Below are 16,413 nucleotides of genomic sequence, written 5' to 3'. Positions count from 1 at the left end.
AACCCGGATCATGCGTTCCATGCACGTGATAGGCAGTCGGGAACTGGGCGGAGCGGAGAGTTTCTTCATGCGTCTGGTGCTCGGTCTCCAGGCGGCGGGTGAGGAGGTCATCGCCGTCAGCCGGCCCGGCAGCCGGGTCGGTGACGAACTGGAGGGACGGGTCGCGCAGGTCCGCGTACCGATGTTCAATCAGCGCGACCCCATCTCGCGCTGGCTGCTGGGACGAGCGATCCGGCGCCGGCAACCGGATCTCGTGCAAACCTATATGACGCGCGCGACGCTGCTGACACGGTTGCCGGCCGGCCGGCGACCGGTCCATATTGCGCGCCTGGGCGGTTACTACAAGATCGACCACTTCCGCCATGCCCACGCCTGGATCGGCAATACCCGGGGACTGTGCGACTACCTGATCCGCGGCGGTCTGCCGGCGGAACGGGTGTATTACATCGGCAACTTCGTCGGCGACCCGGCCCCGCTGCCGGACGGCGCGCGCGCGGCGTTGCGCCGACAGCTCGCGCTGCCCGATGACGCCTGGGTGGTACTTGCCGTCGGGCGCCACAAGACCAAGAAGGGATTCGATCTGCTGCTCGCGGCGCTGGCACAGCTGCCGGAGCGGATCAGCGGCCGACCGGTATTCACCGTGCTGGTCGGCGACGGACCGCAGCGCCCCGGGCTGCAACGGCAGGCCGCGCAGCTCGGCCTGGAGCATCGGCTGCGCTGGGCCGGATGGCAAACGGAACCGGGGCCCTATTACGCGCTGGCCGACCTGTTCGTCTGTCCCTCACGACACGAACCGCTCGGCAACGTAATCCTGGAAAGCTGGTCGCATGCCAGACCCGTACTGTCGAGCGCGAACGAGGGCGCGCTCGAACTGATCGACGACGGCATCGACGGGATGCTGGTGCCCTGCGGCGAGGCATCGCCGCTGGCGCGCGCCATCGGGATCCTCCTGGAAGACGACGCGCTGCGCGCGGGGCTCGCACAGGCGGGACACGCCAAGGTCGGCATGCAGTTCAGCCAGACGGCGGTCATCGCGGCCTACCTCGACCTCTACCGGACGCTGCTGCGCGCCTGAGCGCGGCGGCCGGTGCTCAGGCTTCCGCGGCGGGCGGGACCGCCGACGGTGCGCCCGCGTCCTCCCCGGCGAACTGCGCCCGATAGAGACGGGCATACGCCCCGTCCGCCGCCAGCAACTGCCGGTGCGTGCCCGTCTCGACGATGCGCCCGCGCTCCAGCACCACGATACGATCAGCGTTCTCCACCGTGGAAAGACGGTGCGCGATGATGATGGTGGTGCGGCCGCGGCGCAGGTTGTCGAGTGCCGCCTGCACCTGGCGCTCAGTGCGCGAATCCAGCGCCGAGGTCGCCTCATCCATGATCAGTATCGGCGCGTTCTTCAGCAGCGCGCGTGCGATCGCCAGGCGCTGGCGCTGGCCGCCCGAAAGGCGCAGGCCGTTCTCGCCGATCGCGGTATCGAGCCCCTCCGGCAATCCGGCCACGAACTCCATCACGTTGGCCGCTTCGGCCGCCGCGACGATCGCCTCGCGGGAAGAGCCGCGTGCCGCCCCGTAGGCGATGTTCGCCGCGACCGAATCGTTGAACAGCACCACGTCCTGGGTCACAAGCGAGATGTTCGCGCGCAGGTCGGCGAGCCGGATCTGCTGGATGTCGATGCCATCGATCAGGATGCGGCCCGCCGAGGGCGTGTAGAAACGCGGCACCAGATTGACGAGCGAGGACTTGCCCGCGCCGGAGGTTCCGACCAGGGCGACTGTCTCTCCGGGCTCGATGGCCAGGGTGATGTCCTGCAGCGCCGCGCCGGCCGCCGACTCGTACGCAAGACCGATGCCGTCGAATTCGACGCGGCCGGCCACGCGGCCCAGGCTGCGCGTTCCGGCATCCGTCTCCGGCGGCTCGTCGAACAGCTGGAACACGCTCTCCGCGGCGGCGAGGCCGCGCTGCAGCTGCTCGTTCACGCCGGTCAGGCGCTTGATTGGCGGCAACAGCATGGCCGCGGCGCCGAAAAACGAGACGAAACCGCCCACCGTCATGGCGGGATTCTGTGCGGTGATATAGATCACCATGGCGAGCGCGCCGACGGTGATCAACTGTACCAGGGGCACGCTCGCCGATGCGGCGGTGGTGATCTTCATGCTGTAGCGGCGCACCCAGTTGGCCACGTCGTGGAAGCGTCCCGCCTCATGCCGCTGGCCGCCGTAGACCTTGATCACACGGCTGCCCTTGACGGCCTCTTCCAGCACCTGCGTCATCCCGCCCATGGTCTGTTGCTGGGCCCGGCTCAGGCGGCGCAGGCGGAAGCTGATGGTCTTCACCACCAATGCGATGACCGGCGCCGCCAGCAGGAACATCAGCGCAAGCTTCCAGTCCAGGTAGACCATCCAGCCGAACAGTCCGAGCACGGCGAGGCTGTCGCGCACCAGTACCACCAGCACGTTGGTGGCCGCGGTCGCGACCTGGTTCACGTTGTAGGTCACCTTCGAGATCATCTCGCCGGTGGAATGTCCGGCGAAGTAGTTCTCGGGCAGTTCGATCAGGCGGGCGAACATCAGTTCGCGCAGGTCGAGTATCACCTTGTTCGCGACCCAGGCCAGCGCCACCGTGCTGACATAGGAGGCCACGCCGCGGGCGACGAACAGGACGACGAGCAGCAGCGGCATCAGGCGGATCGCCGCCGGATCCCGGTTGACGAAGGTCTCGTCGAGCAGGGGTTTCATCAGCGCCGGCATCATCGGCTCGGTGAGGGCGGCGACCACCATCGCCAGCAGGGCGAAGGCGAACAGACGGCGGTACGGCCGCACATATCCCAACAAACGGAAATAAAGCGCTCGGCTGTTCATGCTGCGACCGGTTACGGGAAATGGCCTACCATATTACCCCATTTGCCGCCGCGGAATCGCGCCGCCGCCGATCGCTCTCAACGGGCGGGCGTATCGTAGAAACCAGGCTCACCCGGCGGGCGGGTCTTGAAACGGCGATGCACCCACAGGTATTGCTCCGGTATCGTGCGCACCTCGGCCTCGACAATGGCGTTGACGCGCGCGGTGTCGGCGACCTCGTCACCGCTGGGGAATCCGCTCAGCGGCGGCAGCAGCGTGAGCCGGTAGCCACGCGCGCCGGGCAGACGACTGGCGAAATAGGGGATCACCGCTGCCTTGCCCATCTGCGCGAAGCGGCCCGTCGCCGGATTGCTCGCCGCCGGAATCCCGAAGAAGGGCGCGAAGACATGGCCGCGGCGGCCGTAGTTCTGGTCCGGCGCATACCACACGGCACGGCCCTGGCGCAGACAGCGCAGCATCCCGCGCACGTCATCGCGCGGGATGACCGTTTCGAAGTAGGCACCGAAGCTGCGGTGCATGATATCGTCGACGACGGCATTCTCGTGGCGGCGGTACATCGGATTGATCGGCACCAGCAAATCCAGCAGCCGTACCCCCAGCTCGGTGGTGGTGAAATGACTGCTCAGCAGGATCACGCCGTGCCCGCCGGCGAGCGATTCCTGCAGATGTCGCAGCCCCTCCACCTCGGCGATCAGGGGCCGCAGGCGCCGTTGCGGCAGCCACCACGCCATGGCGGTCTCGAGCAGGCCGATGCCGAGCGCCCGGAAGTGATCGCGCAACAGGCGCGCGCGCGCCTCGGGATCCAGCCCCGGATAACACAGCCGCAGATTGGTGTCGGCGACCCGGCGGCGGCGCGGCGAAAGGTGCCGGAACAGCGCCCCCAGCAGACCACCCGCGGCCAGCACGGCGCGATACGGCAGCTGCACCGTAATCCAGGCGAGACCAAGCAGCAGCCAGGCCGGCCAATGGCGGGGCGAGAGCAGTCGGAATGGAAACGGCGGGGCGGTCATCGGCATGCGCGCGGGATCAATTCGTCCGCGCATTCTAGTATGCTGGCACCACCCCGGCAAACGTCCGGGTCCGGTCCCTGTGGTATCATTCCGGCAGCTTTTTTGACGTGCCGGCGGAGATTGCGACGATGAAGATCGGAATTCCCCCCTTCGAGCAGGGACGCGTACTCGTGGTCGGCGACCTGATGCTCGACCGCTACTGGCATGGGGAGACCTCGCGCATCTCACCCGAGGCCCCGGTCCCCGTGGTCGCGGTTCGCGATGCCGAGGAACGACCGGGCGGCGCCGGGAACGTCGCGCTCAACATCGCCGCCCTGCGCACCCGGGTCACCGTCATGGGCCTGACCGGCGCGGATGAGGCGGCCGATGTCCTCGCGCAGCGGCTCGCCCAGGCCGGAGTGGATTGCCGCCTGATCCGCCGTCCCGAGTTCGCCACCGTGACCAAGCTCCGCGTACTGAGCCGGCACCAGCAGCTCATCCGTCTCGACTTCGAGGACAACTTCGCGCGCGGAGACCTCAAGGAGGTGCGCGACTCCTTCCCCGCACTGGCGCGGGAGGCCGACGTCGTCCTGCTGTCCGACTACGGCAAGGGTACGCTGCATGAGGTGCAGGCGCTGATCGCCGCCGCGCGCGCGCTGGGCAAGCCGGTGCTGGTCGATCCCAAGGGCAGCGACTTTTCCCGCTACCGCGGGGCGACCGTGCTCACGCCGAACCTGGCCGAATTCGAGGCCATCGTCGGTCACTGCACCGGCGACGAGGATCTGGTCGCCAGGGGAGAGGCGCTGCGGCGCGAGCTTCAGCTGGAAGCACTCCTGATCACGCGCAGCCAGCGCGGCATGACCCTGCTGCGCGAAAACCACCCGCCCCTGCACCTGCCCGCGCGCGCGCGCGAGGTCTATGATGTCACCGGCGCGGGCGATACCGCGATCGCGGTGCTCGCCGCCGCCTGCGCCGTAGGCACCGACCTCGCCGAGGCGACCGCGCTCGCCAATATCGCGGCGGGGGTGGTGGTCGGCAAGCTCGGGACCGCGACCGTCAGCCTGCAGGAGCTCGATCACGCCCTGTACGACCAGGACAAGATCGAATCCGGGGTGACCGAGGCGGACGAACTCCTGCGCCGCGTCGCGCGCGCCCGTGCGCGCGGGGAGACCGTCGTCATGACGAACGGCTGCTTCGACATCCTGCACGCCGGCCATGTCAGCTATCTCGATCAGGCGCGCCGTCTCGGCGACCGCCTGGTCGTGGCGGTCAACGACGACGCCTCGGTGAAACGCCTGAAGGGCGCCGACCGGCCGGTCAACGCGCTGGCGCAGCGCGCGGCCGTCCTCGCCGCGCTGCAGAGCGTGGACTGGGTGGTGCCGTTCTCCGAGGACACGCCGGAACAGCTCATCTGCCACGTGCAGCCCGACGTGCTGGTCAAAGGGGGGGACTACAATGCCGCCGATGTCGCCGGCGGCGACTGTGTCCGCGCGCGCGGCGGCCGCGTCGTCATCCTCGACTATGTCGAGAACTGCTCCACCAGCCGCATCATCGAGGCGATCCGCCACGGCGTCGCGCCGAGAGGCGGAGACACCGGGAAATGAGCCGCCCGGGCGGGCGCCGGCCGGGGACATGAGACGTCCGGCGCCATGCCCATGAGGCTGTTGTACACCCTGTCGCTTTACCTGCTGTTGCCGTTCGTCCTGCTGCGCCTGCTGCGGCGCGGCCTGCGCGCACCGGCCTATCTGCGGCGCTGGCCCGAGCGCTTCGGCCGTTTTCCGCGCACGCCGCCTCCCGGCGCCATCTGGATCCACGCGGTCTCGGTGGGCGAGACCATCGCCGCCTTCCCGCTGGTGCGCGCACTGCAGCAGCGCCATCCGCAGCGGCCGATCATCTTCACCACGACGACGCCGACCGGCTCGGAACGTGTCACCCGGGAATTCGGCGCCGGGGTGCTCCATGGTTATCTGCCCTACGATCTGCCGGGCGCCGTCGCGCGTTTTCTCGCGCGCACCCGTCCGGCGCTCGCCGTCATCCTGGAGACCGAACTGTGGCCGAACATGTACGCCGCCTGTTCCGCGCGCGGCATCCCGCTCATCGTCGCCAACGCGCGCCTGTCCGCGCGTTCCGCCGCCGGTTACCGCCGTGTCGCGCGGCTCGCGCGCGCCACACTGGAACAGGTCACGCTCGTCGCCGCCCAGGGCGAGGCCGATGCGGAGCGTTTCCTCGCCCTGGGCGCATCGCGCGACCGCGTGCGCGTGACCGGCAATCTGAAATTCGATCTCGCCGTCGCGCCGGACCTGGGGGAACGCGGGCAGGCCCTGCGTGACGGGTGGGGGGAACGCCGTCCGGTCTGGATCGCGGCGAGCACCCATGATGGAGAGGAAGCGCTCGCGCTCGAGGCCCATGCGCGCGCGCGCGGGCAAATACCCGACCTCCTTCTGCTGCTCGTGCCGCGACATCCGGAACGCTTCGACCGCGTCGCGGAACTGTGCCGGACACATGGCATGCCCGTCGTCCGCCGCAGTGAACAACGGCCCTGCGCGCCAGATACGGCGGTCTACCTCGGCGACAGCATGGGCGAACTGATGTTGCTCTACGCCGCGGCCGACGTCGCCTTCGTCGGCGGCAGCCTGGTGCCCAGTGGCGGGCACAACCCGCTCGAGCCCGCCGCCCTCGCCCGTCCGGTACTGCACGGACCGCATGTTTTCAATTTTTCGGAGATCTGCCGGCTGCTGCGGGAGGCCGGCGGTTCACGCGAAGTGAACGATGCGGGCGAACTTGCCGGGGCGGTGATCGATCTGCTGCGCCATCCGGAACAGGCCGCCGACATGGGCAAACGGGCGCACGGCGTCGTCCTGCGAAATCGCGGGGCGCTGGAACGCCTGTTGGGGATGATCGGGGAAATGCTAACTACAGGACTTAGTGCCAAGGACTAACTAAGGACTGAGTGAAAGATCAAATCGTAGCCCGGATGGAGCGCAGCGGAATCCGGGAATTCGGTCTCCCCGGATTCCGGCGCCACGCGCCTTCATCCGGGCTACATTGACACCCGTCCGCACCGCAGTTTTTTAAGGGTTTCTCCTTGGTCCTCAGTCCTGAGGACTCAGCCCTGCATTTTACTGCAGCCAGCGGTTGATCTCTTCGACATCCGGCGGCACCAGCAGGCCGGAGGCCTGCTTCAGGCGCAGCAGGTTCAGGATGTAGTCGTAGCGCGACTGGGCGTATTCGCGCTGCGCCGCGAACAGATCGCGCTGCGCGGCCAGCACATCGACCGTGGTGCGGGTGCCGACGTCGAACCCGGCCTGGGTGGCGTCCAGGGCGCTCTGCGCGGATACCCTGGCCTGTTCGAAGGCGTTCACGCTGTTAATGCCGGCGACCACCGCGAGATAGGCATCGCGGGTCTGGCGCAGGATCGCGCGGCGCTGGCTCACCACGTCCTCGCGCGCCTGCGTCAGCCGGTAGGCGGCCTCGCGCGTGCGCGAGTTCACCGCCCCGCCGAGATACAGCGGCAGGGTGAACTGCAGACCGATGGTGCGGTCTTCCACATCGGTCTCTCCCGTCACGCCGCCGTCGTCATTGGCACGGCTGAGGCTCGCCGTAAGATCCAGGGTCGGATAATGGCCCGCACGCTGGCGGCTGACCTCCTGGCGCGCCGACTCCTCGGCGAACTGCGCGGCGAGCAGGGCGAAATTCTGTTCCAGCGCGACCTGGCCCCAGTGTTCGATATCGGCCGGATCGGGACTGGCGAGCGGGATCCTGGCCCCGAGCGGCGCCACCGTATCGATCGCCTGGGCGGTGATCTCGTAGAGCGCCTCGCGGCTGCTCGCGAGCTGGTTGGTGGCAACGATCTCGCGCGCCTTGGCGAGGTCGAACGCGGCCTGCGCCTCATGCACGTCGGTGATTGCGATCAAGCCGACGTCGAAGCGCTGCTTCGCCTGTTCGAGCTGCTGCTCGATGGCGTTCTTCTCCGCGCGGGCGAATTCGAGGTTATCGTCGGCGGCGAGGAGGCCGAAATAGGCCGCCGCGACGCGCACGATCAGGTCCTGTTCCGACGCGTGGTAGACGGCGTCCGCCTGCGCCACCGTCGCATCCGCCTGCCGCAGGCGCACGAAATAGTCGCGATTGAACAGCGGCTGGTTCAGGGACAATGCATAGACCCTGCTGTCGAAGGTCGAAACGCCTGGCGTGCCGACGCCGATCTCCTTGACGTCCTCGCGCGTACGATCGTAGCCGGCACTGAACGAGAGGGCCGGGTACAGCAGGGCGCGGCTCTGCGGCCTGGCCTCCAGCGCCGCGTCGCGCGCGGCGGCGGCGGACTTCAGCACCGGATCGTTCCGCAGCGCGAGCTGGTACACATCCCCCAGGTTTTCGGCAATGGCCGTGAAGCTGCCGAACGAGAGAACGACGGCGCTCACGCAAGACACCAATTTATTACGCATGGATTTCCTCATTGGGGAACACTGCGCGACCGACCCGGCTCAACGCGATGGCCTGTCAAAAGACGAAACGGGCGGTGGCCGGGGCGTTGATCAGCATCGGCAGATCGGTCTCGAACAGGCTTTCGCGGCTCCATTCGGCGTCGCCGACCCGGCGGATCAGCACCGCCTCCATGATGGGAGCCGTCCCCACCACGGCGAAGAGGCGCCCACCGCGATTCAGTGACTGCAGAAAGGCGGACGGCAGCTCCGGCAAGGAACCGGTGATCGCGATGACATCATACAGGCCATGTCTGGGCCAGCCCCGCGCGGCGTCTCCGACTTCCAGGGTGACATTATCAATGCCATGCACGGCGAGCCTCTCCTCGGCCTGTTCCTTGAAATGAGGCAGGATATCGACGCTGTAGACATGGTGCGTCGAACTGGCGAGCAAGGCGGTCAGATAACCACTGCCGGTGCCGACCTCGAGCGCGGTATCGGTGGCATGGAGGTCCAGCGCCTGCAACAGCCGCGCCTCGACCTTGGGATGCATCATCACCTGGCCATGGCCCAGCGGGATGGCGGTGTCGGCGTAGGCAAGGCTGCGATAGGGCTCGGGAACGAAATCCTCGCGGGGAATTTCCCCGATGAGATCCAGCACCCCCTGGTCGAGGACGTCCCATGGACGGATCTGCTGTTCGATCATGTTGAACCGTGCCGCTTTCAGTTCCATCGGTCCATCTCTCCTGCTTCTTAACCGTTGCCTGTCGCGTCCCCAAGTGCTCGTCAAGGGTATTCGTTTTGCCACGGGCGCGCAAGAATCCGCGCCGGGAACCGGGTCCGCACACGGTTATTACCGTCTGATACACAAGGATTTTACCGGCAGCTTGCTTGCATCGGATTACCATATCGGCTAGATTCAAGCGCATTGTGCGCGGCACCGTCCCGTGGTGCGCGGACGCGGGGAGGCGAACGAATGGTCAGCGTGTCCGGCGGGCGTTGCCCTGTAGTGTTCTGTATTACATTTAAGGAATAGCCCGGCGCTGAAGCCCGGCCCGAGGCCTCCCGGAGACCCGGGCCGGACCATCCCGCGAAGGCTTGCCACGAATTCACGCGCGGTCACGCGCCGCCGCCCCGCCGTCCATCCGCAGACACCGATCCGGAGGCGGCGCAACACGCCGGAGGTAGATACAATGAGCGCGATCCCTGAAACCATTCTCGACGACGCCATTCGTCTCAACGAAACGGTCATCCGGCCATACCCGAACTCGGAAAAGGTCTACGTCAGCGGTAGCCGCGCCGACCTGAGGGTGCCGATGCGACGGATCCGCCAGGCCGAGACGCGGACACAGGCCGGTGGTGAACCTAATCCGGCGATCACCGTCTATGACACCTCCGGTCCCTATACCGATCCCGCCGTCGGAATCGACCTGCGCCTGGGCCTGGTCGCCATCCGCGCGCCGTGGATCGAGGCGCGCGCGGACACCGAACTGCTGTCCGCTCCGACGTCGGAGTACGGCCGGCTGCGCGCCGGCGACGGCGCCCTCGCGCCGCTGCGCTTCGCGCACATCCGCCCACCCCGCCGCGCGCGCGCCGGGCGCAACGTCACGCAGATGCATTATGCGCGGCGCGGCATCATCACCCCGGAGATGGAATTCGTCGCCATCCGGGAAAACCTGCGCCGCGCCGAGCTGCGTGAGCAGGTCCTGACGCAGCAACACGCGGGGGAATCCTTCGGCGCCGCCATCCCGCGTGACATCACCCCCGAGTTCGTGCGCGCGGAGGTGGCGCGCGGACGCGCGATCATCCCGGCCAACATCAACCACCCGGAAGTCGAGCCGATGATCATCGGACGGAACTTCCTGGTCAAGATCAACGCCAACATCGGCAATTCCGCCGTCACCTCCTCCATTGCCGAGGAGGTCGAGAAGCTGGTGTGGGGCATTCGCTGGGGCGCCGACACGGCGATGGATCTGTCGACCGGCAAGCACATCCACGAGACGCGCGAGTGGATCATCCGCAACTCACCGGTGCCGGTCGGCACCGTGCCGATCTACCAGGCGCTGGAGAAGGTCGACGGCCGCGCCGAGGAACTGAGCTGGGAGATCTTCCGCGACACCCTGGTCGAGCAGGCCGAGCAAGGCGTGGACTATTTCACCATCCACGCCGGCGTGCGGCTGGCATATGTTCCGCTCACCGCCCGCCGCCTCACCGGCATCGTCTCGCGCGGCGGCTCGATTCTGGCGAAATGGTGTCTGGCGCATCACAAGGAGAATTTCCTCTACACCCACTTCGAGGAAATCTGCGAGATCATGCAGGCCTATGACGTCTCGTTCTCGCTGGGTGACGGCCTGCGGCCGGGTTCCGTGGCCGACGCCAATGACGCGGCCCAGTTCGCCGAGCTGGAGACTTTGGGCGAGCTCACCCGCATCGCCTGGGAACACGAGGTGCAGACCATGATCGAGGGCCCGGGCCATGTCCCGATGCACATGATCAAGGAGAACATGGACAAGCAGCTGCGCGAATGCGGCGAGGCGCCCTTTTATACTCTGGGGCCGCTCACCACCGACATCGCCCCCGGCTACGACCACATCACCTCCGCCATTGGCGCGGCCATGATCGGCTGGTACGGCACCGCGATGCTGTGCTATGTCACGCCGAAGGAACATCTCGGCCTGCCCGATCGCGAGGACGTGCGCGCGGGCATCATCACCTACAAGATAGCCGCCCACGCGGCGGACCTGGCCAAGGGCCACCCCGGCGCCCAGATCCGTGACAACGCCCTGTCCAAGGCACGCTTCGAGTTTCGCTGGGAAGACCAGTTCAACCTCGGCCTCGATCCGGAACGGGCGCGCGACTTCCATGACGAAACCCTGCCCAAGGATGGCCACAAGGTCGCGCATTTTTGCTCCATGTGCGGTCCGCAGTTCTGCTCCATGAAGATCACGCAGGAAGTGCGTGATTATGCCCGCGACAAGGGCATCGGCGATGCCGTGGCCGCCCTGGACGAGGGTCTGTCGGAGAAGGCCGCGGAATTCACCCGCGAAGGCGCCCTGCTGTACAAGCAGGTCTGAGCCTTCCGAATCCGTCTTATAAGCACCTCCGGCTGGAGACGTTCCAGCGCTGGAGGACGCCCCGGCTTCATTCAAGATATTCCGCCGCGCGCCGTTATGCTTCGCAAGCCGGCTGCGCCGCGGAGCCTTGCGCCCGCCGCCGGCCCGGCCCTGGACGAGCCGGGATCACGGAAGCTTCCGGGATTGCGGCCGCTCCGGCGCCAGACGGACCGGGAAGACGGATCGACGCACAATGAAAAAAACGAACACGGCCGCCCGCCAGCCGGACGTCGAACAGGAAGAACTGCGCGGATTCTCGCGCAGCATCGCCGAGATCGAATGGCTGCTGCTGATCCTCGGACTGCTGTATCTCTTCGTGCCGACCGCGGTCATCACGGATCGCGGCCATGTCGTCGGCGCCATGGTCGGCTTCGCCGCCTTCGTCATCGCCTTCCGCTACATCAATTTCTACCGCTCCGAATCACGCTGGAAACTGGCGCTTGAAACCTGGGCGATGATCGCCTTCATCAGCGTGCTGCTGTGGCATACCGGCAAGGTCGAAAGCCCGCTGTTCAATCTCTACCTGCTCGTCATCATCGCCTGTGCGCTCACGCTGGGCAAACTGGTCACCCTGATGGAAGTGGCGCTGATCTCCTGCTGGTATCTGCTCATGGGGTATTCGGCCTACGGCACCGAGGTATTCTCGCTGCAGACCTTCAGCGAACTGATGTCGACCTTCGGCCCCTTCCTGCTCGTCGCCTACCTGACCACCATGCTGTCGGCGGACATCCATCATGCGAAGCGGCGCATCGTGTCGATTTCCGAAACCGACGAGCTGACCGGACTGCCCAATATGCGCGCGTTCAAAACCCTGCACGAGCGGGAGATGAAGCGCTACGGTCGCTATGGCCATCCCTTTTCGCTGATGATGATCGACACCGACGGCCTGAAGGAGGTCAACGACCGCTACGGACACGAGGCCGGCAACCGCCTGATCATCATGGTGGCGAATACCATACGCGAACGCATGCGCGACGCCGACACGCTCGCGCGCTACGGCGGCGACGAGTTCGTCCTGCTGCTGCCGGAAACCTCGACCAGCCAGGTGCTCGAAGTCGCGGAACGCATCCGCATGGCGGTGGAAAACTGCTCATTCGATGAAAGCGGCGCGCGCGTCTCGACCACCGTCAGCATCGGCATCGCCACCTGTCCCGACGACGCCATCAACAGCCAGGAACTGATGGACAAGGCGGATGCGGCGCTCTACCAGAGCAAGAACGGAGGCCGCAACCGCACCACGGCCTGGCGCAAACCGCCACCACCGCAATCTCCCGCCCGCCCGGCATCGGCCGCCTGAGATGATCGGCCGGGGACAGATCTGAAATCCGTCCCCTCTGCAGAGTCCCGTGTTTCTTCAGGCCACCAGGCCGTGATGACGCAATAGGGCGTCGATCTGGGGCTCGCGCCCGCGGAACTCCACGAACAACTCGAGCGGATCGCGCGATCCGCCTTGTTCCAGCACGGTGGAGAGAAAACGGATCCCCGTCTCCATATCAAACACCCCCCGCTCCTCGAACAGCGAGAAGGCATCGCTGGACAGGACCTCCGCCCATTTGTAGCTGTAATAGCCGGCCGCGTAACCGCCGGCGAAGATATGGGAAAAGCTGTGCGGGAAGCGGTTGAACGAAGGCGGCTTGAGCACCGCCGCCTCGTCGCGCACCTGTTGCAGGATCTCGTACACGCGCCCGCCACGGGCCGGATCGTAGTCGAGATGCAGGCGGAAGTCGAACAGCGCGAATTCGAGCTGGCGCAGCATCTTCATGCCCGACTGGAAATTGCGCGCCGCCAGCAGGCGTTCGAACAATTCCGCCGGCAGCGGCGCGCCGGTATGGCGATGGCCCGAGATCAGGCCCAGCGCCTCGGACTGCCAGCACCAGTTCTCCATAAACTGGCTGGGCAGTTCCACCGCGTCCCAGGCCACGCCCTGGATCCCGGCCACGCTGGGATAGTCCACCTGTGTCAGCATGTGGTGCAGGCCATGCCCGAACTCATGGAACAGGGTCAGCACCTCGTCATGGGTCAGACAGGCCGGCTCGGCGCCGACCGGGGGCGTGAAGTTGCAGACCAGGTAGGCCACCGGGATCTGGGTCTCCCCGTCCAGGCGCCGCCGTCCGAGACACTCGTCCATCCAGGCGCCGCCGCGTTTGTGCGGACGCGCGTAGAGATCGAAATAGAACTGTCCGCGCGCCTCGCCGTGCGCGTCGCGGATCTCGTAGAAATGCACGTCCGGGTGCCAGGTCTCGACGCCTGGAATCTCGGCGATGGACATCCCGTAGAGCCGGCGCGCGATCTCGAACAGCCCGGCCAGCACGCGCGGCGCGGGGAAATAGGCCCGCAATTCCTCCTGCGAGACCGCGTAGGTATGCTGGCGCAGGCGCTCTGAACAGTACATCACATCCCAGGCCTCAAGCTCCTCCAGTCCGAGCTGCGCGCGGGCGAAGGCACGCAACTCCTCCAGTTCGCGCCGTGCGCCCGGCAGGGACCGGGCGGCCAGATCGCGTAGGAATTCGACCACCTGGCGCGTATCGCGCGCCATCTTAGTCGCGAGCGAACGCTCGGCATAGTTGGCGAAACCGAGCAGGCGCGCCTCCTCGTGGCGCAGCGCCAGGATCCGCTCCATCACCGGCCCGTTGTCCCAACGCCCGGCGTGCGGCCCCTGATCGGACGCGCGCGTGACAAAGGCCTCGTACATCTCACGCCGCAGCCCGCGATCATCAGCGTAGGTCATCAGCGCGCTGTAGGAGGGATATTCCAGGGTGAACAGCCAGCCCTCCTGTCCGCGCTGCTGCGCCGTCTGCCGCGCCATGGCGCGCGCCAGCTCCGGCAATCCGGCGAGCAGGGATTCATCCTCGACGTGACGACTCCAGGCCTGGGTGGCGTCGAGCAGGTTCTGCTCGAAGCGGGCGGTCAGCAGGGAGAGCTCCTGCATCAGCTCGCGGTAGCGCGCCTTGTCGCGCTCATCGAGGGCGATGCCGGAAAGGCGGAAGTCGCGCAGCGCGTTCTCGACGATCTTCCTCTGCGCCGGCTGCAGGCGGCCGAAATCCGCGCGGCGCTCGACGGCCTGGTACGCGCGATAGAGTCCCTCGTTCTGGCCCAGCTCGCTCGCATAGGCGCTCAGCAGGGGAAGGCAGGTATTGTAGGCCTCGCGCAGCTCGGGCGTGTTGACCACCGCATTCAGGTGGCCCACGGGCGACCACACCCGGTTCAGGCGGTAGGCGAGATGCTCCAGCGGACGGACCAGCGTGTCCCAGTCACACTCCCCGCCTGCCTCGAGCAGCCGGTCGATGCGGGCGCGATTATCCGCCAGCACGCGCTCGATGGCGGGCACGACGTGCGCGGCCCGGATCGCGTGGAAAGCCGGCAGTCCCTCGGCCGCCAGCAGCGGATTGTCCATCTGAGCCCCTGTATTCGTATCCATGCGCCGCGCCCTGCTCCCTACCGTTCACCGGTCCGTCCCGGTAATGTACCATGGGGACATCATGGCCATGGCGCATGGCCGTGGTCAACTCAGGACCGGATGCCAAACACATGCGGCCCTTGAGCTTCGCACCCGAATCGGCCGAGGCATATCATGGCAATACGAAATTTTTCCGGCAAGACACCGCTCCTAGGCGCGCGCGCCTTCGTCGATGCGTCCGCGCTGGTGCTCGGTGATGTGGTCCTCGGCGACGATGTCTCGCTGTGGCCGATGGCGGTCGCGCGCGGCGATGTGCAGGCGATCCGCATCGGCGCGCGCACCAACATCCAGGATGGCTCCGTATTGCACGTCACGCAGGACAACCGCTTCAACCCCGGCGGACGGGCGCTGATCATCGGCGCTGACGTCACCGTCGGCCATGGCGTCATCCTGCACGCCTGCACGGTGGAGGATCTGGTCCTGGTCGGCATGGGCTCCACCGTGCTCGATGGCGCGGTCATCCAAAGCCGCGTCATGATCGGCGCCGGCAGCCTGGTGCCGCCGAACAAGGTGCTGGAGAGCGGGTTTCTATACCTCGGCAGCCCGGTGAAACGGGCGCGGGCCCTGACGGAAAAGGAACTGGAGTACCTGGAATTTTCGGCGCGGCATTACGTCCAACTCAAGGACCGCCATCTGCAGGAGTCGCCCGCGAGCTGAATCCGGCGAGCAATCATGCCGCCGCAGTGGCCGGCGTTTCCGTGGCTGCGGGTTGCGCCGTATCCAGCGCGGACAGCATGCGATCGAGCAGACTGAGGGCGGAATTCCCGCTCGCAACCGCGTCCGCCGGTCCGGCGCCCGATGCCGAACCCAGTAATTCCGTGGCGGCCTTCAGCAAGCCATCGAACAGATCCTTGTATCCGGCGCTGGACTCGCGCGCTACGTCGAGGGCGCTGATGAAACCGGTCAGGGTCTCGATCGCGGCTCCGCCCGCCATGGCCTGCACCGAACGGTAGGCGGCCGTAGCCTGCATATCGCGGCTCATGTCCATCTGTAGGGAGAACGAGGCCAAGCCCTCCATGTCGAAGGCGGATTCGCCCGCCTGCGTGAGCAATCCCGCGATATCCCCGCTGAAGAAGCGGCCGGCGAGTTCGTCGACGCGGGCGAGCAGCCCGTCGATGGCAGCGGATTCCTCCGCGCTCAGTTCACCCTCGACGCTGTAGGCGATATTCCCGCGCATCGACACGGAGGCGTCCAGGGCAAACGCCGATGAGGCACCATCCAATGCCTGGCTCGCCGCCAGGCGCAGCGAACGGGCATCGGACAAGGTGAGCGTGACCCGGTCCCCTTCCGCGGTCGTGATATCGAGCTGCAGGCTGCGCGACTGGCTCATATCCACGGCCAATGCGCGCTCGGTCGACAGCGTCGTCGGCGCCTTGGCATGCGCCCCGCGGCAACGGTGCGCGGCGTCGGCGCCGCGCACCGCACCGGATCGCGTCGCTGCCGATCCGTCTCGGTGCGAATGCGCCGCCGGGTGCCGACTCGCACCCCAGGCGCTGACATTGGCAAGATTCATCGATCGCTTCCGTGGACAGGGATACGGCCCTGTGTCGGATGAAATCCGGGAGAACTTTAGACGCA

The 16,413-nt window shown here is 66.8% G+C and carries 12 protein-coding genes; 6 read left to right on the top strand and 6 right to left on the bottom strand.

All coding sequences use genetic code 11. The features are described from left to right. Positions 1-7 precede the first annotated feature (7 nt). Positions 8-1,075: a glycosyltransferase gene (locus IPM20_11030; protein MBK9132152.1), complete on the top strand. Its 1,068-nt coding sequence runs from the start codon at positions 8-10 to the stop codon at positions 1,073-1,075. A 16-nt stretch (positions 1,076-1,091) separates the two neighbouring features. Here the strand turns inward: IPM20_11030 and msbA are convergent, their stop codons facing one another. Both msbA and lpxL read right to left on the bottom strand, forming a co-directional pair. After that, positions 1,092-2,858 (bottom strand): lipid A export permease/ATP-binding protein MsbA, encoded by a 1,767-nt coding sequence (gene msbA, locus IPM20_11025; GenBank protein MBK9132151.1) that lies wholly within the window; start codon positions 2,856-2,858, stop codon positions 1,092-1,094. Between the two features lie 77 nt (positions 2,859-2,935). After that, positions 2,936-3,901 carry an LpxL/LpxP family Kdo(2)-lipid IV(A) lauroyl/palmitoleoyl acyltransferase gene (lpxL, locus tag IPM20_11020; protein ID MBK9132150.1) on the bottom strand — a complete coding sequence of 322 codons (966 nt, stop codon included), beginning with the start codon at positions 3,899-3,901 and terminating at the stop codon, positions 2,936-2,938. 95 nt (positions 3,902-3,996) lie between these two features. Between lpxL and hldE the strand changes: the two genes are divergently transcribed. Next, positions 3,997-5,451: a bifunctional D-glycero-beta-D-manno-heptose-7-phosphate kinase/D-glycero-beta-D-manno-heptose 1-phosphate adenylyltransferase HldE gene (gene hldE / locus IPM20_11015; GenBank protein ID MBK9132149.1), complete on the top strand. Its 1,455-nt coding sequence runs from the start codon at positions 3,997-3,999 to the stop codon at positions 5,449-5,451. 51 nt (positions 5,452-5,502) lie between these two features. Next, positions 5,503-6,786 carry a lipid IV(A) 3-deoxy-D-manno-octulosonic acid transferase gene (gene waaA, locus IPM20_11010; protein MBK9132148.1) on the top strand — a complete coding sequence of 428 codons (1,284 nt, stop codon included), beginning with the start codon at positions 5,503-5,505 and terminating at the stop codon, positions 6,784-6,786. A 180-nt stretch (positions 6,787-6,966) separates the two neighbouring features. Here the strand turns inward: waaA and IPM20_11005 are convergent, their stop codons facing one another. Both IPM20_11005 and IPM20_11000 read right to left on the bottom strand, forming a co-directional pair. Continuing rightward, on the bottom strand, positions 6,967-8,289 hold the full coding sequence (locus tag IPM20_11005) for a TolC family outer membrane protein (protein ID MBK9132147.1): 1,323 nt from the start codon (positions 8,287-8,289) through the stop codon (positions 6,967-6,969). A 55-nt stretch (positions 8,290-8,344) separates the two neighbouring features. After that, complete coding sequence (locus tag IPM20_11000; GenBank protein MBK9132146.1) at positions 8,345-8,998, bottom strand: protein-L-isoaspartate O-methyltransferase; 654 nt, start codon at positions 8,996-8,998, stop codon at positions 8,345-8,347. Positions 8,999-9,458: 460 nt separating this feature from the next. On the opposite strand from IPM20_11000, the gene thiC reads away from it, so the two are divergent. Together thiC and IPM20_10990 are read left to right on the top strand one after the other, a co-directional pair. Next, entirely contained in the window at positions 9,459-11,339 is a 1,881-nt protein-coding gene (thiC, locus tag IPM20_10995) for a phosphomethylpyrimidine synthase ThiC (GenBank protein ID MBK9132145.1), read from the top strand. 232 nt (positions 11,340-11,571) lie between these two features. Continuing rightward, a complete protein-coding gene (locus IPM20_10990) occupies positions 11,572-12,675 on the top strand; it encodes a GGDEF domain-containing protein (protein ID MBK9132144.1) in 1,104 nt (367 codons plus the stop codon). A 57-nt stretch (positions 12,676-12,732) separates the two neighbouring features. Here IPM20_10990 and prlC read toward each other — a convergent pair whose 3' ends face one another. Then, positions 12,733-14,772 (bottom strand): oligopeptidase A, encoded by a 2,040-nt coding sequence (prlC, locus tag IPM20_10985; protein ID MBK9132143.1) that lies wholly within the window; start codon positions 14,770-14,772, stop codon positions 12,733-12,735. 177 nt (positions 14,773-14,949) lie between these two features. On the opposite strand from prlC, the gene IPM20_10980 reads away from it, so the two are divergent. Next, complete coding sequence (locus IPM20_10980) at positions 14,950-15,492, top strand: gamma carbonic anhydrase family protein (protein ID MBK9132142.1); 543 nt, start codon at positions 14,950-14,952, stop codon at positions 15,490-15,492. A 13-nt stretch (positions 15,493-15,505) separates the two neighbouring features. Here IPM20_10980 and IPM20_10975 read toward each other — a convergent pair whose 3' ends face one another. Further along, the gene (locus IPM20_10975) at positions 15,506-16,348 is read right to left on the bottom strand and encodes a hypothetical protein (GenBank protein MBK9132141.1); all 843 of its coding nucleotides are present in this window, start codon (positions 16,346-16,348) and stop codon (positions 15,506-15,508) included. Positions 16,349-16,413 lie beyond the last annotated feature (65 nt).

It is taken from the genome of Gammaproteobacteria bacterium (assembly GCA_016716465.1).
Taxonomy (GTDB): Bacteria; Pseudomonadota; Gammaproteobacteria; order SZUA-140; family SZUA-140; genus JADJWH01.
Note: the sequence above shows the minus strand (reverse complement) of the source record. Positions and strands in the feature narration are given on the sequence as shown.